Origin of the sequence: Mycobacterium sp. 1164985.4, from assembly GCF_001668575.1 — a bacterium.
Lineage (GTDB): Bacteria > Actinomycetota > Actinomycetes > Mycobacteriales > Mycobacteriaceae > Mycobacterium.
On record NZ_LZMD01000111.1, the window covers coordinates 97277 to 116877 of the forward strand.

Annotated in this window: 19 protein-coding genes; 12 read left to right on the forward strand and 7 right to left on the reverse strand. The window is 66.6% G+C overall.

Annotated features, from left to right (window positions below):
• The first annotated feature begins 71 nt into the window (after window positions 1-71).
• A complete protein-coding gene (tuf, locus tag A5650_RS24795) occupies window positions 72-1262 on the forward strand; it encodes an elongation factor Tu (protein WP_059165181.1) in 1191 nt (396 codons plus the stop codon).
• A 207-nt stretch (window positions 1263-1469) separates the two neighbouring features.
• A complete protein-coding gene (locus A5650_RS24800; protein ID WP_067298287.1) occupies window positions 1470-2342 on the forward strand; it encodes a cutinase family protein in 873 nt (290 codons plus the stop codon).
• Here the strand turns inward: A5650_RS24800 and A5650_RS24805 are convergent.
• The gene (locus A5650_RS24805; protein ID WP_231992800.1) at window positions 2290-3534 is read right to left on the reverse strand and encodes an MFS transporter; all 1245 of its coding nucleotides are present in this window, start codon (window positions 3532-3534) and stop codon (window positions 2290-2292) included. The genes A5650_RS24800 and A5650_RS24805 overlap by 53 nt on opposite strands.
• Window positions 3535-3782: 248 nt before the next feature.
• On the opposite strand from A5650_RS24805, the gene A5650_RS24810 reads away from it, so the two are divergent.
• The 5 genes from A5650_RS24810 to A5650_RS24830 all read left to right on the forward strand — a co-directional run bounded on the left by A5650_RS24810 (window position 3783) and on the right by A5650_RS24830 (window position 9810).
• Window positions 3783-4622 (forward strand): SHOCT domain-containing protein, encoded by an 840-nt coding sequence (locus A5650_RS24810; protein ID WP_067298289.1) that lies wholly within the window; start codon window positions 3783-3785, stop codon window positions 4620-4622.
• Between the two features lie 75 nt (window positions 4623-4697).
• Complete coding sequence (nhaC, locus tag A5650_RS24815) at window positions 4698-6182, forward strand: Na+/H+ antiporter NhaC (protein WP_067298290.1); 1485 nt, start codon at window positions 4698-4700, stop codon at window positions 6180-6182.
• Window positions 6179-7627, forward strand: coding sequence for a basic amino acid/polyamine antiporter (locus A5650_RS24820; protein ID WP_067298293.1), 1449 nt, complete (start codon window positions 6179-6181; stop codon window positions 7625-7627). The genes nhaC and A5650_RS24820 overlap by 4 nt, the downstream gene beginning before the upstream one ends.
• Window positions 7628-7647: 20 nt before the next feature.
• Complete coding sequence (locus tag A5650_RS24825) at window positions 7648-8892, forward strand: arginine deiminase (RefSeq protein ID WP_067298531.1); 1245 nt, start codon at window positions 7648-7650, stop codon at window positions 8890-8892.
• 66 nt (window positions 8893-8958) lie between these two features.
• Window positions 8959-9810, forward strand: a complete 852-nt coding sequence (locus A5650_RS24830; protein ID WP_197501979.1) for a mycofactocin-coupled SDR family oxidoreductase — start codon at window positions 8959-8961, stop codon at window positions 9808-9810.
• Window positions 9811-9826: 16 nt separating this feature from the next.
• Here the strand turns inward: A5650_RS24830 and rocD are convergent, their stop codons facing one another.
• On the reverse strand, window positions 9827-11056 hold the full coding sequence (gene rocD / locus A5650_RS24835; RefSeq protein WP_067298295.1) for an ornithine--oxo-acid transaminase: 1230 nt from the start codon (window positions 11054-11056) through the stop codon (window positions 9827-9829).
• Window positions 11029-11880 (reverse strand): dimethylargininase, encoded by an 852-nt coding sequence (ddaH, locus tag A5650_RS24840; RefSeq protein WP_067298297.1) that lies wholly within the window; start codon window positions 11878-11880, stop codon window positions 11029-11031. Before ddaH ends, rocD begins: the two co-directional genes overlap by 28 nt.
• A 114-nt stretch (window positions 11881-11994) precedes the next feature.
• Between ddaH and A5650_RS24845 the strand changes: the two genes are divergently transcribed.
• Both A5650_RS24845 and A5650_RS24850 read left to right on the forward strand, forming a co-directional pair.
• Window positions 11995-12441 carry an Rv2324 family transcriptional regulator gene (locus A5650_RS24845; protein WP_067298300.1) on the forward strand — a complete coding sequence of 149 codons (447 nt, stop codon included), beginning with the start codon at window positions 11995-11997 and terminating at the stop codon, window positions 12439-12441.
• A gap of 57 nt (window positions 12442-12498) precedes the next feature.
• Entirely contained in the window at window positions 12499-13674 is a 1176-nt protein-coding gene (locus A5650_RS24850) for an NAD(P)/FAD-dependent oxidoreductase (protein ID WP_067298303.1), read from the forward strand.
• On the opposite strand, the gene A5650_RS24855 is transcribed toward A5650_RS24850, so the two are convergent.
• The 4 genes from A5650_RS24855 to mftR are packed head-to-tail and all read right to left on the reverse strand — an operon-like array spanning window position 13675 to window position 17849.
• The gene (locus A5650_RS24855) at window positions 13675-14961 is read right to left on the reverse strand and encodes a VOC family protein (protein WP_067298305.1); all 1287 of its coding nucleotides are present in this window, start codon (window positions 14959-14961) and stop codon (window positions 13675-13677) included.
• Window positions 14958-15482, reverse strand: a complete 525-nt coding sequence (locus A5650_RS24860) for an RNA polymerase sigma factor (RefSeq protein WP_067298307.1) — start codon at window positions 15480-15482, stop codon at window positions 14958-14960. The genes A5650_RS24855 and A5650_RS24860 overlap by 4 nt, the downstream gene beginning before the upstream one ends.
• A gap of 53 nt (window positions 15483-15535) precedes the next feature.
• Window positions 15536-17191, reverse strand: coding sequence for an NAD-dependent malic enzyme (locus A5650_RS24865; protein WP_067298310.1), 1656 nt, complete (start codon window positions 17189-17191; stop codon window positions 15536-15538).
• A gap of 58 nt (window positions 17192-17249) precedes the next feature.
• Window positions 17250-17849: a mycofactocin system transcriptional regulator MftR gene (mftR, locus tag A5650_RS24870; RefSeq protein ID WP_067298312.1), complete on the reverse strand. Its 600-nt coding sequence runs from the start codon at window positions 17847-17849 to the stop codon at window positions 17250-17252.
• Between the two features lie 95 nt (window positions 17850-17944).
• On the opposite strand from mftR, the gene mftA reads away from it, so the two are divergent.
• Genes mftA through mftC form a run of 3 tightly spaced genes read left to right on the forward strand, consistent with a single transcriptional unit; the run spans window position 17945 to window position 19601 of the window.
• The gene (gene mftA / locus A5650_RS24875; RefSeq protein ID WP_067090967.1) at window positions 17945-18037 is read left to right on the forward strand and encodes a mycofactocin precursor MftA; all 93 of its coding nucleotides are present in this window, start codon (window positions 17945-17947) and stop codon (window positions 18035-18037) included.
• Window positions 18022-18339, forward strand: a complete 318-nt coding sequence (gene mftB, locus A5650_RS24880) for a mycofactocin biosynthesis chaperone MftB (protein ID WP_067298314.1) — start codon at window positions 18022-18024, stop codon at window positions 18337-18339. Before mftA ends, mftB begins: the two co-directional genes overlap by 16 nt.
• On the forward strand, window positions 18336-19601 hold the full coding sequence (gene mftC, locus A5650_RS24885; protein WP_082950937.1) for a mycofactocin radical SAM maturase: 1266 nt from the start codon (window positions 18336-18338) through the stop codon (window positions 19599-19601). The genes mftB and mftC overlap by 4 nt, the downstream gene beginning before the upstream one ends.

Genomic DNA, 19601 nt, shown 5'->3' on the forward strand with positions numbered 1-19601 from the left:
GCGGCGAGAAACAACTGCAAAGATCAACACTGCTTTAGACAAGCACCAACACAGTCCAGGAGGACCACACAGTGGCGAAGGCGAAGTTCGAGCGGACGAAGCCGCACGTCAACATCGGGACCATTGGTCACGTTGACCACGGCAAGACGACGCTGACCGCAGCAATCACCAAGGTGCTGCACGACAAGTTTCCCGAATTGAACGAGTCGCGCGCATTCGACCAGATCGACAATGCGCCTGAGGAGCGTCAGCGCGGCATCACGATCAACATCTCCCACGTGGAGTACCAGACCGACAAGCGCCACTACGCGCACGTCGATGCCCCCGGTCACGCCGACTACATCAAGAACATGATCACCGGCGCCGCCCAGATGGACGGCGCGATCCTGGTGGTCGCGGCGACCGACGGCCCGATGCCGCAGACGCGTGAGCACGTGCTGCTCGCCCGCCAGGTGGGCGTGCCTTACATCCTGGTCGCGTTGAACAAGGCCGACGCGGTCGACGACGAGGAGCTCATCGAGCTCGTCGAGATGGAGGTCCGCGAGCTGCTGGCCGCCCAGGAGTTCGACGAGGACGCCCCGGTCATCCGCGTGTCGGCGCTCAAGGCGCTCGAGGGTGACGAGAAGTGGGTCAAGTCCGTCGAGGAGCTCATGGAGGCCGTCGACGAGTCGATCCCGGATCCGGTCCGCGAGACCGACAAGCCGTTCCTGATGCCCGTCGAGGACGTCTTCACGATCACCGGCCGCGGCACCGTGGTCACCGGTCGCGTCGAGCGTGGCGTGATCAACGTGAACGAGGAAGTCGAGATCGTCGGCATCCGCCCCGACACCACCAAGACCACGGTCACTGGTGTCGAGATGTTCCGGAAGCTGCTCGACCAGGGCCAGGCCGGCGACAACGTCGGTCTGCTGCTGCGCGGCATCAAGCGCGAGGACGTCGAGCGCGGTCAGGTCGTCGTGAAGCCCGGCACCACCACGCCGCACACCGAGTTCGAGGGCCAGGTCTACATCCTGTCCAAGGACGAGGGCGGCCGGCACACACCGTTCTTCAACAACTACCGTCCGCAGTTCTACTTCCGTACCACCGACGTGACCGGCGTGGTGACGCTGCCGGAGGGCACCGAGATGGTGATGCCCGGTGACAACACCGACATCTCCGTCAAGCTCATCCAGCCCGTCGCCATGGACGAAGGTCTGCGCTTCGCGATTCGCGAGGGCGGCCGTACCGTCGGCGCCGGCCGGGTCACCAAGATCATCAAGTGATCTAGTCTCTGTACGCGATTGCGGCGCTCACCTTCGGGTGGGCGCCGCTTTCGCGTTTTATTCGCGAAACGTACAAGAGGGTCGTTATTTTCCCAGCGCCCGCGACCCCGGTGTACGTCTCGCGAAGTTTCGGCCGGTAACGTCCGCGCCCGCCGGGGCGATGTACTTCGCGTATGCCCTGGTCGGGCGAAGAAGGGTAAGGGTTTCATGTTCGGTCGTCTCACCACGCTCGCCAGCGCCGCCGCAATCGCGGGTGCCACATTCGCGGGTCTGTCCACAGCCACGGCTCAAGCCGCCCCCGGTTGCCCGGATGTGCACTGGTTCGGAGCGGCGGGATCGGGACAGCGTGACGGCGACCTGACCGCGAACGCCGGAATGGGCGACGACATCTACCAGTCCTACCGTGACGTGCAGCGTTTGGTGACCGCCGACGGTCGCACGATGACGGCTGAGGCCGTCGAGTACCCCGCCGTCCCGGTGCCCGATGACGACGGCGGCGTCGGGGAGTGGCTCGGCTTCATGGGCAGCGTCGACGCCGGCGCATCCGCGCTCGAGTCGCAGTACACGGCGTTCACCCAACGTTGCCCGGAGTCGAAGGTCGTGCTCGCCGGCTACTCGCAGGGCGCGATGGTGGTGCACCGCAATCTGCACGCGGCCGGAACCAACCCGAACGTGGTCGCCGCGCTGCTCATCGCCGATGGTGACCGCCTGCCCGCCGACCCGACCATCAACATCGGCTCGGTCACCAGCGTCCCGGGCGCCGGAAAGGGCGTGGCTCAGGACTGGCCGATCCTCGCGCATGCACCGGCACCGCTTCCGCCCGCGATCGGTGCCCGCACGATCAGCGTGTGCGAACTCAACGATGCGGTCTGTGACTATGACCCCGACGCCGAGGAAGTGTCGAAGGTTTCGACGCTCATCCACACCGGCTACACGAAGGCCTCGAGCGGGTACCGCTGGACTCAGCCGTTGTATCAGCTCATCGGACCCGCAACGGTGACACCGCAGGCGCCCGAGGCGCTTCCGATCAGTCCGCTGGCCGCAGCGACACCGACGGAAGCGACGGCTCCGACCGAGTAGCCGCCCGCCGGGCGACCCACAGCACGACCGCTCCGGCGCCGAGCAGTGCCATCGCCAGCACCGCAAGGATCGCGTCGATCGCCTCCGCGGCCGGTGTTCCGTTGTGCTGCAACATCTCCAGCACGGTCGACGCGACCGCCACGCCGACGCCGGCCATCGACACCAACACCGTCAGCGTGACCCCGGCGGCCTCGCCGGCCCGCTCCGGACGCACCACCGCCTGCGTCGCGACGGTGGTGAATGCATAGACCAGACCCAGCGTCAGCCCGCACACACTGAGGGCGACGAGGTAGGGCGCCCAGTCTCGCGATGCCGCGACGGCGGCGAGGCCCAGCGCGGCGGCGACCGTCGTCGCACCCATCACCGCCGCCGGCGAGCGTCGAGTGCCGAGCCTGCCCGCCAGCACACCGCCGATCGCCGCGCCCGCCGATGGGCCGAGGAACGCCAGTCCCGCGGTCAAGGGGTCGAGTCCCCGGACTGTCTGCAGGAACACCGTCGACAAGAAGATGGTCACCGCGTAAGCGATGTTCGCGACGGCGCCCGCCACCACCAGGATCGTGAACCTCGCGTTGCGGACGAGGGACAGGTCGACCAGCGGCCACCGAACCCTGGTCTCGACGACGACGAACGCGCCCAGTGCGAGCAGCGAACCGGCGAACGCGACGAAAGTCGACACCGACAGCCAGCCCCAGCCGGGCGCGCGATCGAAGGTCAACGTGAACAGTCCGATCCCGACGCTGATCAGCGCCAGCCCCGCCGTATCGATGCGCCGGGGCGCCGACTCGTCGAATGATTCGGTGACGACGCGCGCCCCGATGGCGAGCGACGCCGCAGCGAGTGGCATGTTCAGCCAGAAGATCCATCGCCAGCCAACGGTGTCGGTCAGCAACCCGCCGACGAGTGGACCGGCTGCATTGCCCAAAGCTGCTATGCCGTAAGCCAATCCGATCGACCGTCCGGCCCTCGCAACGCCGTACGCGTTGGTCAGCACACTCACCGACACCGGAAAGACCAACGCCGCACCCAAACCCTGCGCCACCCGGAAGGCGATCAGCACGCCGAGGGTCGGCGCTACCGCACACGCCACCGAAGCCGCGCCGAACAATGCGACCCCGGTGAGCAGCGTGCGGCGACGACCGAAGATGTCACCGATGCGGCCCGCGGGCACCATGAACGCGCCCAGAGCCAGCATGTAGACGCTGACGATCCACTGCAGGTCGGTTGCACTGCTGCCCCAACTCGACCGCCATGCGCGGGACCGCGAGGTTCATCGCGAAGTAGTCGATCTGCACACAGAACAACGCCAGTGCGACGGCGGCCAAGGTCCACCCCGACCGTGACTTCGCCACCGATGCCATCGCACGACGATACGGCTCACCGACGGGCGAATGGCGCTAATCTGACACGCAGGTCAGGCGGGGATGACGGGAGCGGACTGGCATGTTGTGGCGTTACATCAAGGTTCAAGCCTTCGTGCTGCTGTGTGGCATCGTCGGGCCGATCTTCTTGGTCATCTACTTCGCCTCGGGCGCCGATCCGATGATGAAGTGGATGTTCTGGGCGGGCCTGCTGATCACCGCCGCCGACGTGCTGATCGCGCTGGCGATCACCGCCGGAGGAGCCCGGTCGGCGGCCAAGACCGCCGCCCTCGAACAGACCGGAGTACTGGCGCTGGCTCAGGTCACCGGAATTCACGAAACCGGCACGCGGATCAACGAACAGCCGCTGGTGAAACTCGACCTGCAAATCTCCGGGCCCGGCATCGCGCCGTTCGCCAGCCAGGACCGGGTGATCGCCTCGATCTCGAGGCTGCCGATGATCACCAACCGCAAGCTGGTCGCGCTGGTCGACCCGATGACCAACGAGTATCAGATCGATTGGGAGCGAAGCAGTCTGGTGAGCGGGATGATGCCCGCCAACTTCACCATCGCCGAGGACAACCGTACATATGACCTGACCGGCCAGACGGAGCCGCTGATGGAGATCCTGCACATCCTCAAGGCGAACAGCATAGGGCTCAACAACATGATCGACCTGAGGTCGAATCCCGTTGCACTTCAGCAGGTTCAGCAGGTTGTGCGCCGGGCGGCGGCCGCACATCAGGCACCGGCCGGCACCGCCCCGTCACCTGCCGCGGCACCGACCGCCGCCCCTTCGGTCGCGCCCCCGGAACCGTCGACCGCCCAGCGCCTCCAGGAACTCGAGACGTTGCGCGCTATGGGTTCGATCTCCGAGGACGAATACACGGCGAAGCGCCAGCAGATAATCGCTGACCTGTAGCCTTTCGGCCTTCAGCCCCGCCGCGGGCTGATACCGTTTCGTCGTGCCGTGTCGCGCCCCCGTGGGGGTGTAGCCATGACGGACTCGCTGGAGCAGAGGGCGATCCGAGGTCCGTCGCTGGGCGATGCCATCATTCCGCTAGTCGCGCTGACCGTCCTGATCGGCAGCTCCATAGCGCTTTTCGGACTCGACGCCCTCGACGGGCCCATTCAGGTGGCACTCGTGTTGTGCTGCGCGGTCGCGGCCCTGATAGCGCTGAAGAACGGGCATCGTTGGAGCGCAGTGCAAGAGGCTGGGCAAGGCGCCCTGTCGTCGATCACCAGCGCGTTGTTCATCCTGCTTGCTGTCGGCGCATTGATCGGGACGTGGAATCTGTCCGGCACCATCCCGACGTTGGTCTATTACGGAATTCAAGTGCTCTCGCCGGGTTACTTCTACGTTGCCACCGCGGTCATCTGTGGAGTCGTGGCGATGTCGATCGGAAGTTCGTGGACGACAGCGGGAACGGTGGGCGTGGGCCTGGTCGGCATCGCGACGATGCTCGGGGTGTCATCGGCCATCACCGCTGGCGCCGTCATCTCCGGGGCCTACCTGGGGGACAAGCTCTCACCGTTATCGGAGACGACCATCCTGACCGCGCAAATGGTCGAGGTCGACCTCTATACGCACATTCGTCATCAGGCGTGGACGTCGGTGCCGGCGTTCGTGATCGCGGCGATCGTGTTCGCGATCCTGGGTGTCGCCGGCCCACCGCCGCTGGCCACTGTCGGCGAAGAGGTCGAACTCGCCAAGCTGAGCGAGATCTTCTCGATCACGCCGTTGAACCTCCTACCGCTGGCGATCCTCGTCTTCTTGTCCGTCCGCAAGGCGCCTGCGTCGTTGGCCCTGCTGGCGGCTTCGTTATGGGCCGGTGCGCAGGCTGCCGTCCTGCAACGCGATGTGGTCGACGGATTCGTGCGCGAGATGCACGGCAGCGCCAATGTGATCGTCGGATCTATACAGGCGGTCTGGCGTGCGATGGCCAACGGCTTCACGATCAACTCGGGGATCGGTGAGATCGACCGGTTGCTGTCACGCGGCGGTATGGACAGCATGCTGCTCACCATATGGCTGATCATCGGCGCGGTGACGTTCGGCGCACTGTTGGAGCAGTTCGGGTTAATCGACCGGCTGGTGCATCCGTTGATCGCCGCCGCGAAATCAACGGGCCGACTCTATCTTTCGGTGTTCGCAACCGGTATCGGGCTCAACATCGTCGCCGGCGATCAGTACATCGCGCTCGTGCTGCCCAGCCGTGTCTTCCGCCTCGAGTTCGAGAAACGCGGGCTTGCCCCGCAGAATCTGTCGCGGCTGGCCGCGGACAGCGGAACCGTGACGTCGGCGCTCGTGCCGTGGAACTCATGCGGCGCGTTCATGAGCGCGGTGCTCGGAGTGTCGACATTGGCGTACCTGCCGTTCGCGGTCTTCAACATCGCCAGCCCCCTGCTCAGCGTGGCGTACGGCTACACCGGCTTCAAGATCGTCAAGGCGTCATCCACCCAGGAAGCGGAAGCGACATGACCTCAGCCGAAACCCGCACCGAACAGGCTGGACAGAAAGTCAGCCTGCCGACCCTGACCGCGATGGTGGTCGGGTCGATGATCGGCTCGGGCGTCTTCCTGCTGCCGAGGCGCTTCGGCACCGAGACCGGCGTGCTTGGCGCGATCATCGCCTGGACCATCGCGGGTTCCGGAATGCTGATGCTGGCCTTCGTCTTTCAGCGGCTGGCTGTGCGCAAGCCGGAACTCAATGCGGGCATCTTCACGTACGCCAAGGCCGGTTTCGGTGATTACGTCGGGTTCAACTCGGCCATCGGCTATTGGGCGTCGGCCTGTGCGGGCAACGTGTCGTACTGGGTGCTGATCACGACGACGCTCAGCGCGGTGGTTCCGGCGTTCGGCGCGGGTGACACCGTGCTCGCGGTGGTGGTGTCGGCCGTGGGAGTGTGGCTCTTTGCCGCGCTGGTCATGCGTGGAGTCAAGGACGCCGCGGTGATCAACTACATCGTCACCGTCGCCAAGGTGCTACCGATCCTGGTGTTCATCGTGATCGCGATCGTCGCGTTCGAGGCCGGCGTATTCGCGGACAACTTCTGGGGCGACGCGGGGGGATACTCCTTCTCCGCGATCTGGGATCAGGCCACGGGCACGATGCTGATCACTGTCTTCGTGTTCCTGGGCATCGAGGGCGCCGCGGTGTACTCGCGCATGGCGCGCAGGCGCGAAGACGTCGGGCGGGCAACGGTGTTCGGTTTTCTCGGCGTTCTCAGCGTGTTCGCGATGGTGACGCTGGTGTCCTACGGCGTGCTGCCGCAGAACGAGTTGGCGAACGTCGCCCAACCGTCCATGGCGGCGGTACTGGAATCCATCGTCGGCCCCTGGGGTTCTGTCTTCATCAAGGTCGGGGTGATCGTCTCGGTGCTAGGGGCCTACCTCGCATGGACATTGATGGCCGCGGAGGTGCTGTTCATCCCCGCCAAATCGGACGACATGCCGCGGTTCCTGGCCCGGACCAACAGCCACGACGCCCCCGTCACCGCGCTGATCATGGCCGCGGCTCTGATCACCCTCCTGCTGATCGCGCTGCTGTTCGCCGCGGACGCACTCGATTTCATGTTGGACCTCACCGCCGCGCTGTCGCTGATCCCGTATCTGCTGGCGGCGGCGTACGCGTTGAAGCTCACCACCACGCGCGAAACATACGAGGACGGCAGGTCACCCGTCGGCGATATGAGCATCGCCGCGATCGCGACCGCGTACACCCTATTCCTGATCTACGCCGCGGGCATGGACAAGCTGCTGCTGTCGTGCATCCTCTACGCCCCGGCCGCCGTGCTCTACTTCAAGGCCCGCAGGGAACGGGGCCTGCGCGTCTTCCGTCCCGCTGAGACCATCCTCTTCGGCGTGATCGTGCTCGGCGCGGTCATCGCCGTGGTGTCGCTGTCAACCGGCGCGATCGAAATCTAGTGCGCACGAGAGGAATCGAAGTGTCCAATCGATCTGCTGATTACGGCGTCCGCTCCGAGGTGGGCAAGCTGCGCAAGGTGCTGGTCTGCTCGCCCGGCCTCGCCCACGAGCGCCTGACCCCGACCAACTGCGACGCGTTGCTGTTCGACGACGTGTTGTGGGTGCAGAACGCCCGGCGCGACCATTTCGACTTCGTCGACAAGATGCGCGAGCGCGACGTCGAGGTCGTCGAACTGCACGAGTTGCTCGCCGAGACGATGGCTATCCCGGAAGCCAAGGCATGGCTGCTGGACCGCAAGATCGTGGCCAACGAAGTGGGACTCGGCTTGGTCGACGACACACGCGGGTTCCTCGACGAGCTGAAGCCCCAACGGCTTGCGGAGTTGCTGATCGGCGGTATGTCGATCCGCGACCTGCCGAGAGAACTGCACTCGGGCTACCGGTCCCTGGCCCGCGAAAACGCCGGGATCACCGAATATTTGATGCCGCCCCTGCCCAACACGCTGTACACCCGCGACACCACCTGCTGGATCTATGGCGGATTGACGCTCAACCCGCTGTTCTGGCCTGCACGCCACGACGAGACGCTGTTGATGAAGGCAATCTATGAGTTCCATCCCGACTTCGTCGGCTCGCGGGTGTGGTGGGGTGATCCGGAGCAGTCGTGGGGCCTGGCCACGCTCGAAGGGGGCGACGTGCTGGTGCCCGGACACGGCGTCGTCATCATCGGCATGAGCGAGCGAACGTCGCGGCAGGCCATCACGCAGGTGGCTGCGACGCTGTTCGACGAGGGCGCGGCGACGCAGGTGATCGTCGCCGGTATGCCCAAGCTGCGGTCGGCCATGCACCTGGACACCATCTTCACGTTCGCTGACCGGGATGTGGTGACCATCTATCCCGAAATCGTAGACGCCATGGAGATATTCACGCTCTACCCCAGCGACACCGCCGCGGGTGTCGAGGTGGTCGAGGCGCACAAGCCCTTCGTCGAGGTCGTGGCATCGGCCCTCGGGTTGAGTGAACTACGGGTCGTCGAGACGGGCGGAACGGCTTACGACTCGGAACGTCAGCAGTGGGACAGCGGCAACAACCTGGTCGCCGTCGAACCCGGCGTCGTGTTCGCCTACGACCGCAACACCCACACCAATACACTGCTGCGCCGTGCCGGCATCGAGGTCATCACCATCGTCGGTGCCGAACTGGGGCGTGGCCGCGGCGGCGGGCACTGCATGACCTGCCCGATCATCCGTGATCCCATTGAGTGAATCAGCCGCTAGAACACGTTCCAGTTCGGCTGTTAGCCTGTCCGCAGGATCCCGGAAGGAGCAGCGGTGACGGCGATCGACCGACCCCTGGAAGGCCGAGTGGCATTCATCACCGGAGCCGCGCGCGGCCAGGGTCGAGCGCACGCGGTGCGGCTGGCCGGCGAGGGTGCCGACATCATCGCGATCGACGTCTGCGCCCCGATATCAGAGACCATCACCTACCCGATGGCGACGTCGGAGGATCTGGCCGAGACGGTTCGCGCGGTCGAAGCGACGGGCCGCAAGGTGCTCGCCCGCGAGGTCGACATTCGCGACCTGACCGCCCTGCAGCAGGTGGTGGCCGAGGGCGTCGAGCAATTCGGCAGGCTCGACATCCTGGTGGCCAACGCGGGCGTGCTCAGCTGGGGCCGCATCTGGGAGATGTCGGAAGAGCAGTGGGACACCGTCATCGACGTCAACCTCAACGGGACGTGGCGCACCATCCGCGCCGCCCTGCCGGCGATGATCGCCGCGGGCAACGGCGGATCGGTCATCATCGTCAGTTCCTCGGCCGGGTTGAAGGCCACGCCCGGCAACGCGCACTATGCGGCGTCCAAGCACGGACTGACCGCGCTGACCAACGCGCTGGCCATCGAGGCCGGCGAGTTCGGGATCCGGGTGAACTCCATCCACCCCTACTCGATCGAGACGCCGATGGTCGAGAAGGACGCGATGATGGCGATCTTCGCCAAGCACCCGAGCTATTTGCACAGCTTCGCTCCGATGCCGTACCAACCGCTCGACGAGGAGAACAAGGGGCTTCAGGGGTTCATGGAGCCCGAAGAGGTGGCCGACGTCGTCGCGTGGCTCGCCGGTGACGGCTCGAAGACGCTCTCCGGCAGCCAGATCGCCGTCGACCGCGGCGCCATGAAGCACTGACTTTTCTCTCGCCGGGTCAGGGGACCAGCACAGCGGCGAACTGGTCGATGGCCCAGTCGATTTCGGCCTCGGTGATCACCAGCGGAGGCGCGAACCTCAGCGTCGAACCGTGGGTGTCCTTGACGAGGACGCCGCGCTTCGCCAAGCGCAGGCTGACTTGTTTGGCGGTACCCGACAGGGGGTCGATGTCGACGCCGGCCCACAAACCCTTACCGCGCACCGCCACGACGCCGTGACCGATCAGCGACCGCAGTCGCCGGTGCAGATGTGTGCCGAGTTCGGCTGAGCGGCGCTGGAATTCGCCACGCCGCAGAATCGCCACCACGGTCGAGCCGATCGCCGCGGCCAGCGGATTGCCTCCGAACGTCGAGCCGTGCTCTCCGGGATGCAACACGCCGAGGACGTCGGAGTCGGCGACCACCGCCGATACCGGCAACACGCCTCCGCCGAGGGCCTTTCCGAGCAGGTAGACGTCGGGCACCACATCCCAGTGCTCGCAGGCGAACGTCTTGCCGGTGCGTGCCAGGCCGGACTGGATCTCGTCGGCGATCAACAGCACGTTGCGCTGCGTGCACAGCGATCGGAGCCGCGGCAGGAAGTCGTCGGGCGGAACGATGATCCCCGCCTCGCCCTGGATCGGTTCGATCAGCACCGCGACCGTGTTCTCGTCGATCGCGTCGGCGAAGGCATCGGCGACGCCGAACGGCGCGACGCGGAATCCGGGGGTGTACGGGCCAAACCCGCGGCGGGCCGTCTCGTCGTCGGAGAAGCTGATGATCGTGGTGGTGCGGCCGTGGAAGTTGTTGTGCGCCACCACGATATTCGCGGCATGTGCCGGAACGCCCTTGACGTCGGCGCCCCATTTGCGGGCGACCTTGATGCCGCTCTCGACGGCCTCGGCGCCGCTGTTCATCGGCAGCACCATGTCCTTGCCGCACAGGTCGGCCAACGCCGCGCAGAAAGGTGCCAGACGCTCGGAGTGGAACGCTCGGCTGACCAACGTCACGGTGTCCAGTTGGGCATGCGCGACGGCGGTGATCTCGGGGTTGCGGTGCCCGAAGTTCACCGCCGAGTACGCCGCGAGACAGTCCAGGTAGCGACGGCCCGACACATCGGTGATCCACGCGCCCTCGGCGCTGATGGCTACCACCGGCAGCGGCGCGTAGTTGTGCGCCACACAGCGGTCATCGATCGCGGCGCCCGTCGCCTCCAGCGTGGTCACAGATGCACCTCCAATGTGCAGCATTTGATCGATCCCCCGCCCTTGATCAGTTCGGAGAGATCGACGCCGACGGGGTTGAATCCGGCCTCGCGGAGTTGGGCGGCGAAGCCGGTGGCCGCGGCGGGCAGCACGACGTTGTACCCATCGGAGACCACGTTGAGGCCGAGGACGTAGGCGTCGGAACTTGCCACCTCGATCGCGTCGGGGAACAGTGTCCGCAGGCTCACCCGCGAGGTGTCGCTGAACGCGGGCGGGTAGTACGCGACCGTCGTGTCGTCGAGCACAGCGAGCGCGGTGTCGAGGTGGTAGAACCGCGGGTCGATCAGTTCGAAGCTGTACGTGGCTAGTCCCAACAACTGCGCGATCTCGTCGTGGGCTCGGCGATCGGTCCGGAATCCGTAGCCCGCCAACAGGATCGAACCGGCGATGAGCAGGTCACCCTGGCCCTCGTTGGTGTGGCGGGTCTGCACGGGCTGATAGCCGTGCTGGGTCATCCAGTCTGCGTACGCGGACGCTTCGGGCGCGCGCTGCGGGTAGGCGAACCTCGCGACGACCGCGACGCCGCTTGCCATCAGGCCGCCGTTGGCGGCGTAGACCATGTCGGGCAGACCCGGCACCGGGTCGACGATGTCGACCACGTGCCCGAGCTCCTTGTACGTCCGGCACAACGTCTCCCACTGGGCGACGGCCAGCTCGGTGTCGACGGCCGTCGCGGTATCCATCCACGGGTTGATCACGTACACGACCGCGAAGTAGGTCGGCGGGGTCATGACGTAGTGACGCACGCGCGCCCGCCGCCGGGAGGGCCGATCCGGCTGACGTGCCGTGGCGACATCGATAACCGTCATGAATCCACGGTAGGGACAGCCATTGGCGCAATCAATCGTTGTCTGTTGCGTGTCTACCAGTGAAACATTGCGTACAATCGGCTGAATCAGCGATTCATTGTGCGAAGGTGTTGTATGAACCGCCTCGACGCGACCGACGAGCAGATTCTCGCCGCCCTCACGGACGACGCACGCGCCACCTACGCCGAGATCGGGGAGCGGGTCAACCTCTCCGCGCCCGCAGTGAAGCGCCGGGTCGACCGCATGCTCGATACCGGAGTCATCCGAGGCTTCACCACCGTCGTCGACCGGACCGCCCTGGGCTGGACCACCGAGGCCTACGTGCAGGTGTTCCGTCACGGAACCATTGCCCCAGAACGGTTGCGGGCGGCCTGGATCGACATCCCGGAGGTGATCAGCGCCGCCACCGTCACCGGAACAGCCGACGCGATCCTGCACGTCGTCGCGCGCGACATGCGGCACCTCGAGGAGGCGCTGGAACGGATCCGCTCGGCCGCGGAGGTCGAGCGCAGCGAGAGCATCGTGGTGTTGACGAACGTGATCGACCGCGATCGAGGCTGAGCACCATTGGCCGGGGTGGCGGACAAATCGCCGTAGGGATCGTGTAAGAAACTGCCCATGACCACATCAGCGGGCATCGTCATCGTCGGCGGCGGACTCGCGGCCGCCCGTACCGCCGAGCAGCTGCGGCGATCGGAGTACACCGGCCCGGTCACGATCGTCAGCGACGAGGACCATCTGCCGTACGACCGGCCCCCGCTGTCGAAGGAGGTGCTGCGCGCCGAGACCGACGACGTCACCCTCAAGCCCGCAGAGTTCTACGAGGAGAACAACATCACCGTGCGGCTCGGCAACGGCGCACGGTCTCTCGACACGGCCGCGCAGACGGTCACGCTCGCCGACGGTTCCGAGCTGGGTTACGGCGAGCTCATCATCGCTACCGGCCTGGTGCCCAAGCGGATTCCGTCCTTCCCCGACCTCGCGGGCATCCACGTCCTGCGCAACTACGACGAGAGCGTGGCCCTGCGCCAGGAGGCGGGGTCGGCTCGGCGTGCCGTGGTCGTCGGGGCCGGGTTCATCGGCTGCGAGGTCGCGGCGAGCCTGCGCAAGCTCGGCGTCGAGGTGGCGCTCGTGGAGCCGCAGCCGACGCCGCTGGCGGCCGTGCTCGGCGAGCAGATCGGCGAGCTGGTGGCACGGGTGCACCGCGCCGAGGGCGTCGACGTCCGCTGCGGCGTGAGCGTCGCGGAGGTGCGCGGTGCGGATCGCGTCGAAAAGGTCATGCTCGGCGACGGCACCGAACTCGACGCCGATCTGGTGGTCGTCGGCATCGGCTCGCATCCGGCGATCGAGTGGCTCGAGGGTAGCGGCATCAAGCTCGACAACGGCGTCGTCTGCGACGACCACGGCCGCGCCAGCGCACCGCACGTATGGGCCATCGGAGACGTCGCCTCGTGGCGGCACAACCTCGGACATCAAGTGCGCGTTGAGCATTGGAGCAACGTCGCCGACCAGGCCCGTGTTCTGGTGCCCACCATGCTGGGGCAGGAACCCCCGACCGCGGTCTCGGTACCGTACTTCTGGAGCGATCAGTACGACGTCAAGATCCAGTGTCTGGGCGAACCGGAGGCCGGAGACGTCGTCCACATCGTCGAGGACGACGGGCGCAAGTTTCTCGCCTACTACGAGCGTGACGGCCTGGTCGCAGGAGTCGTGGGCGGCGGCATGCCGGGCAAGGTGATGAAAGCGCGCGCCAAGATCGCGGCGCGCGCGCCCATCGCCGACCTTCTCGGGTGACTAGTGCTCACCGAGGTAGAACCGGATGCCCTGGTCGTCGGCACACAGCGCTGACTTCCCGTAGGGCTGCTGTGACGGCTCGTCGATGACGGTGCCGCCCGCCTCGCGCACCCGCGCCACCGCGGCGTCGACGTCGGCGACGGTCCACATCGGCACGGTCACCGCCTCGGAGTTGCCGCCGGCGACACCGGACATCGGGTGCGTCTCGCGCACCCCCCAGCCGTCGTCGATGCGCCCGGGCTCGAACGTCCAGAACAGCACCCTGCTGTAGAACGCCTTGAACGCCGCGGAGTCCGGCACCTGATAGGTGATGTACGAAAGTTCGCCCGGCCCAGTGCCGTTGAGCGCCGGGCGCGGCGTTCCGGGTGCCGGCCGGAACACCGCGAACGCCGTACCGGCGGCGTCAGTGGCGTCGAGCACGGTCCCGAAGTCGAACTCACCGATGGTGCCGACCGTGCCGCCGCCGTCGACGATCGAGCGCCGTGCGCCGTCGAGATCGGTTACCGCGTAGCAGCACAGCATGCCCTGTGGACTGTCGACGCTGAAGATGCCGATCCGCTGATCGGTGTTGGTCACCCGGTGGGTCGACGGGTCGTAGCGCCAACCGAGCACGTGACCGTAGAACGCCGCGGCCCGCTCGGCGTCGGGCACCCACACCGAGACGTAGCCGACGTCGCCGTGCTGAATCGGGACGGCCGTGCCCGTCACCGGCCCGCTGAGCATCCAGCGGTGGCCGAACGGATCGATGATCGCCGCGTTACGGGCCCCGTAGTTCTCGTACGGTTCGCGTTGTACCTGCGCGCCGTGCCGCCGGGCGCGATCCAGAGTCGCGTCGGTATCGCCGACGTTCAGCTGCAAGCTCACCGAAACCGACTGCGGTGACGGTGCTTTCAGGCCGATCTCGGGATACTCATCGGCGAGGTAGAACACCCCGTCGCCGACCGCCAACTCGGCATGGCCGATGCGGCCGTCGTCCATCTCGACGGGCTCGCCGACCACCGTCGCGCCGAACACGTCGCCGTACCAGGCGATGGCGCGGCGCGCATCGGCGACGGCCAGGTACGGCAGCGCAGCGGAGCGAGGCCGTGCGTCCGGCGTGATCGATGGGGTGTCGGACAGTTCGGCGAGTGCGGTGTCCGTGCCGCTCATGACAACCTCCTGGGTTCGATTGGGCAGCGAAAGCGCCGACTCCAGCCGCGCGCGCAGGCGGGCGGCGAACGCCGGGTCGGGGGCGACCGGAAGCTCGTCGCCGCGCAGCACGTCCAGCGGATCGTGGCTGTTGTTCACGGCTGCCTCCCTTCCGGTGCCGGGTAGTGAGCGCGAAACGCCCTGCGGGCCCGCACCAGCAGCGCCTCGGTGGCATGCACCGTGCGGCCGATCAGTTCGGCGCACTCGGGCACCGAGCAGTCGTCCATGTAGCGCAGCGCCAGGACCGTGCGGTGCTGTTCGGGCAGCTTGGCCAGCACGCTCTCGGCGACGATGCGGTCGAGCTCGACATCCCAGTCGTCCGTCGGCTCGACCGGTTCGGGCAGGTCGGCGACCGGGGTGCTGAACCGGTCGTGGCGGCGCCGGTAGTGGTCGGCCAGCTTGTGGCGCGCCACCCCGAGCAACCACGGCACGGTGATCGGCGGCGGAGCGGTCTTCCTGGCGGCATCCATCGCCGCCAGAAGGGTTTCCGACGTCAGGTCTTCGGCGGTTCCACGGTCACCACAGCGGCGGACGAAGTATCCGTACACCACCGGTAACGCTTCGTCGTACAGCGTCAGCAGTTGCCGTGGAGCGTCGGTGCCGTGCGGTTCGGCGCTCACACCCTTATCGTCGCCATTGCGCGCCGAACTCCGACGGTCTTGCCGAAACTTTTTCAGTCCCGGTATTCGGGCGTCCACCGGACGTCCGCGATCCGCTGGGCCAGCTCCGCGGAGTTGCGCGCGGGAGCGACGCCGTCGGCGACGGCTTGTTCGGCGACGGCCTGGGCAATCCGCACCGCCACTTGCGGGACGTCCGACCACGCGGGCAGTAGAGGTGCTGAAGGATCGCCGAGGGCGGGGGAGGACTCGCCGAGCGCGGCCGCCGCTGCGCGCATCATCTCGTCGGTCACCCGGGTCGCCTGTGCGGCGGTGACGGCTAGCCCCATCGCGGGGAAGATGTACGCGTTGTTGCATTGCGCGATGGGCCGCTCGACGCCGTCGCGCTGCAACGGCGCGAACGGAGAACCTGTCGCCACCAATGCGCGTCCGTCGGTCCAGGCGTCGAGCTCGGCCGGGTGAGCCTCCGCGCGGCTGGTCGGGTTCGACAACGGGAAGATGATCGGATGGTCGACCTTGGCGGCCATCTCGCGCACGATGTCCTCGGTGAACGCCCCTGTGGCGGTGGACAATCCGAGGAGTACACCGGCGTCGACGTGAGAGATGACCTCGGCCAGCTGGGCGGGTCCGGACAATCCCCAGCCCGCGACCCGATCGGCCGGTTGCGCGAACATGCGCTGACCAGCCGACAGATCCGTGCGATCGTCGGTGAGCAGTCCGTTGATGTCGACCACCCAGATCCGCTCGTACGCCTGGTGCGCGGACAGGCCCTCGGTGACCATCTGACGGTGCACCATCCCGAGGACCCCGATGCCGGCCGAGCCGGCGCCCAGCATCACCACCTCCTGCTCCGACAGCGGGCGTCCCGCCACCTTGGCCGCGCCGTGCAGCGCGCCCAGCGTCACCGCGGCGGTGCCCTGGATGTCGTCGTTGAAAGTCAGCACCTGATCGCGATAGCGCTGCAGGATCGGCAGTGCATGCGCGGTGGCGAAATCCTCCCACTGCAGAAGCACATCGGGCAGCTCATCACGCACCGTGGCGACGAAATCGTCTATGAAGGAATAGTATTCGTCGTCGCTTATCCGGCGGTGACGCCAGCCGAGGTACTGCGGGTCCTCGAGCAGCTCGACGTTGTCGGTGCCCACGTCGAGCACGATCGGCAGTGTGCGGGCCGGGTCGATGCCGCCGATGAGGGTGTACAGAGAAAGCTTGCCGATCGGGATGCCCATGCCGCCGATGCCTTGATCGCCGAGCCCCAGGATGCGCTGTCCGTCGGTGACGACGATGACGTCGACCTCCCGGCGCGGACGGTTGCGCAGCACCTCGCGCAGATATTCGCGGTCGGGATAGGAGACGAACAACCCCCGCGGACGTTGGTAGATCTCGCTGAAGCGTTGGCACGCCTCGCCGACAGTTGGCGTGTAGACGATCGGCATGGTTTCGGCGATGTGGTCGCGCAACAGCCGATAGAACAACGTCTCGTTGCGGTCCTGCAGGTTTCGTAGGTAGATGTGCTTGTCGAGCGGCTCGCGACGCCTGCTGAACTCTCGCCACGAATGTTCGGTCTGCTGCTCGAGAGTCTTCTCAGCGGTGGGAAGCAGCCCCAGTAAACCGAATTCGCGGCGCTCGTGGTGGGTGAAGGCGGTACCCTTCGTCCACAGCGAGTCGAACAACAGGTCGTGACCCGTCTTGTCCAAGCGATCGTCGGCCATCGGTGTCCTTTCCGCGACGGCCCCAAGCTATCGCGGTGACCGAATACGCCGCGGTGATTCAGCGATCGAGGACCCACAGGCCGTCGGCGACGGTGTCGAATGCCGCGCCGAGCGCCACTGACAATGGCTCCGCCTCGTCGGCCAGCCAGTGTTCGTAGGCGGAGAGGGCCACGCCGAGCATCGTCCACGCCACCGTCTGCGGGACGAGGTCGCCGGCGGTGGCGTCGAGGCGCTTGGCGACGAAGTCGGCGACCACGCCGCGCCAGCCGGCGTACATGGTCATCGAATAGGCCTGTAACGCGGCCGTCTCGAGGATGACGCGCATGCGCATGCGGTGCCGCGCGGTCTCCGCCTCATCGAAGCTGTTGAAGGCCAGCAACGCCTTGCGCAACGCCTCACCGATCGGCACCTCTGGGTCGAGATCGGCGAGCAGATCCCGCATGTGGGCCAGATGCGCGTCGAAGTCCCCCCAGGGCAGCGCGTTCTTCGACGGGTAGTAGCGGAACAGCGTGCGCCGGGCGATCCCTGCGGCCTCGGCGATGTCATCGACGCTGACGTCGTCGAAACCGCGCGCGGCGAACAGATCGATCGCCACATTGCTGATGTGGTCCCACGTCGTCGAGCGCCGGCGGCCCGCCCGGTGCTGGTCCGGCCCCATGTGGGGGTCCCCTTTCCATTTAGGCACTCGATGCCATATTATTGCGACCTCGATCACAGTTGTCGAGAACCGGTGATATTGAAAGGCGGAGCGAGATGGAACCGAAGCAGCAGGTGGAGAACGACGAGCTGGTTACCGAGACGCTCGTCGAAGAGGTGTCGATCGACGGGATGTGCGGGGTCTACTGATCGTGACCTCGTCGTCGGCGGCGTCTGAGCAAGGCACCGCATTCGACCCGGAAGTCGGCTGGCGGCTGCACCACCAGGTGGCGGTGCGGCCGGAGCCGTTCGGGGCGCTGCTCTACCACTTCGGGACACGCAAGCTGTCGTTCCTGAAGAACCGGACGATCGTCGACGTCGTCAACATGCTTTCCGAACATCCCGACGTACGATCAGCTTGCCGTGCCGCCGGTATCGACGACACCCAGCAGGCCCCGTACCTGCAAGCGCTCGGCGTGCTTGCTCGATCGAAAATGCTGGTGCCGCAATGACATCAACGGAAACCGTACGTGTGCCGAAGCTGGTCGAGCAGTTCGAGCACGGCCTCGACGCCCCGATCTGCCTGACCTGGGAGCTGACGTACGCCTGCAACCTGGCGTGCGTGCATTGCCTGTCGTCGTCGGGTAAGCGTGACCCGCGTGAGCTGACCACGCAACAGTGCAAGGACATCATCGATGAGCTCGAGCGCATGCAGGTCTTCTACGTCAACATCGGCGGCGGCGAGCCGACCGTGCGCTCGGACTTCTGGGAGCTCGTCGACTACGCCACCGCACACCACGTCGGCGTGAAGTTCTCCACCAACGGCGTGCGCATCACGCCGGAGGTGGCGGCGCGGTTGGCGGCCAGCGACTACGTCGACGTGCAGATCTCACTCGACGGTGCGACCGCGGAGATCAACGACGCCGTGCGCGGCGCAGGCTCGTTCGCGATGGCGACCCGGGCGCTGCAGAACCTCGCCGACGCGGGCTTCAAGGATGCCAAAATCTCGGTGGTGGTCACCCGCCACAATGTCGACCAGCTCGATGAATTCGCCGCCCTGGCAGACCGATACGGCGCGACGCTACGCATCACCCGGCTACGGCCGTCGGGCCGCGGCGCCGACGTGTGGGACGATCTGCACCCCACCGCCGACCAACAGGTCCAGCTCTACAACTGGCTGGTGGCCAGGGGTGAGCGGGTGCTCACCGGTGACTCGTTCTTCCACCTCGCCGGGTTGGGTGAGCCGGGCGCGCTCGCCGGCTTGAATCTGTGCGGGGCCGGCCGCGTCGTCTGCCTCATCGACCCAGTCGGTGATGTCTACGCCTGCCCGTTCGCCATCCACGACCGCTTCCACGCCGGAAACATTCTGTCCGACGGCGGTTTTCAGAATGTCTGGAAGAACGCGCCGCTCTTCCGCGAGCTGCGTGAACCGCAGTCGGCCGGGGCGTGCAGCAGCTGCGATCACTACGACAGCTGCCGCGGCGGGTGCATGGCCGCCAAGTTCTTCACCGGGCTGCCGATGGACGGCCCGGACCCCGAATGCGTCGAGGGCTACGGCGCACCCGCCCTGGCCCGTGAGCGGGTCAAGCCCAAGTCCAGTGTCGACCATTCGCGGTCCGGTCCGGTGATGCTCAAGCTGCTGACGACGCCTCCCCGAGCCAATGTCGGCGCCGGCGCGCCTCCCCGAGCCAATGTCGGCGCCGGCGCGCCTCCCCGGTCCGATGTCGGCGCCGGCGCGCCTCCGAAACGCCTCTGCAACGAAAGCCCGGTGTGA

What these genes read in the sequence shown, in the direction of transcription:
- nhaC (WP_067298290.1), top strand. Translation starts at nt 4,698, where the DNA reads ATGACGGACTCGCTGGAGCAGAGGGCGATCCGAGGTCCGTCGCTGGGC.
- mftC (WP_082950937.1), top strand. Translation starts at nt 18,336, where the DNA reads ATGACATCAACGGAAACCGTACGTGTGCCGAAGCTGGTCGAGCAGTTC.
- A5650_RS24800 (WP_067298287.1), top strand. Translation starts at nt 1,470, where the DNA reads ATGTTCGGTCGTCTCACCACGCTCGCCAGCGCCGCCGCAATCGCGGGT.
- rocD (WP_067298295.1), bottom strand. Translation starts at nt 11,056, where the DNA reads ATGCTGCACATTGGAGGTGCATCTGTGACCACGCTGGAGGCGACGGGC.
- A5650_RS24810 (WP_067298289.1), top strand. Translation starts at nt 3,783, where the DNA reads ATGTTGTGGCGTTACATCAAGGTTCAAGCCTTCGTGCTGCTGTGTGGC.
- A5650_RS24820 (WP_067298293.1), top strand. Translation starts at nt 6,179, where the DNA reads ATGACCTCAGCCGAAACCCGCACCGAACAGGCTGGACAGAAAGTCAGC.
- ddaH (WP_067298297.1), bottom strand. Translation starts at nt 11,880, where the DNA reads ATGACGGTTATCGATGTCGCCACGGCACGTCAGCCGGATCGGCCCTCC.
- A5650_RS24865 (WP_067298310.1), bottom strand. Translation starts at nt 17,191, where the DNA reads ATGGCCGACGATCGCTTGGACAAGACGGGTCACGACCTGTTGTTCGAC.
- mftA (WP_067090967.1), top strand. Translation starts at nt 17,945, where the DNA reads ATGGAACCGAAGCAGCAGGTGGAGAACGACGAGCTGGTTACCGAGACG.
- A5650_RS24845 (WP_067298300.1), top strand. Translation starts at nt 11,995, where the DNA reads ATGAACCGCCTCGACGCGACCGACGAGCAGATTCTCGCCGCCCTCACG.
- A5650_RS24805 (WP_231992800.1), bottom strand. Translation starts at nt 3,534, where the DNA reads ATGCTGGCTCTGGGCGCGTTCATGGTGCCCGCGGGCCGCATCGGTGAC.
- A5650_RS24850 (WP_067298303.1), top strand. Translation starts at nt 12,499, where the DNA reads ATGACCACATCAGCGGGCATCGTCATCGTCGGCGGCGGACTCGCGGCC.
- mftR (WP_067298312.1), bottom strand. Translation starts at nt 17,849, where the DNA reads ATGGGGCCGGACCAGCACCGGGCGGGCCGCCGGCGCTCGACGACGTGG.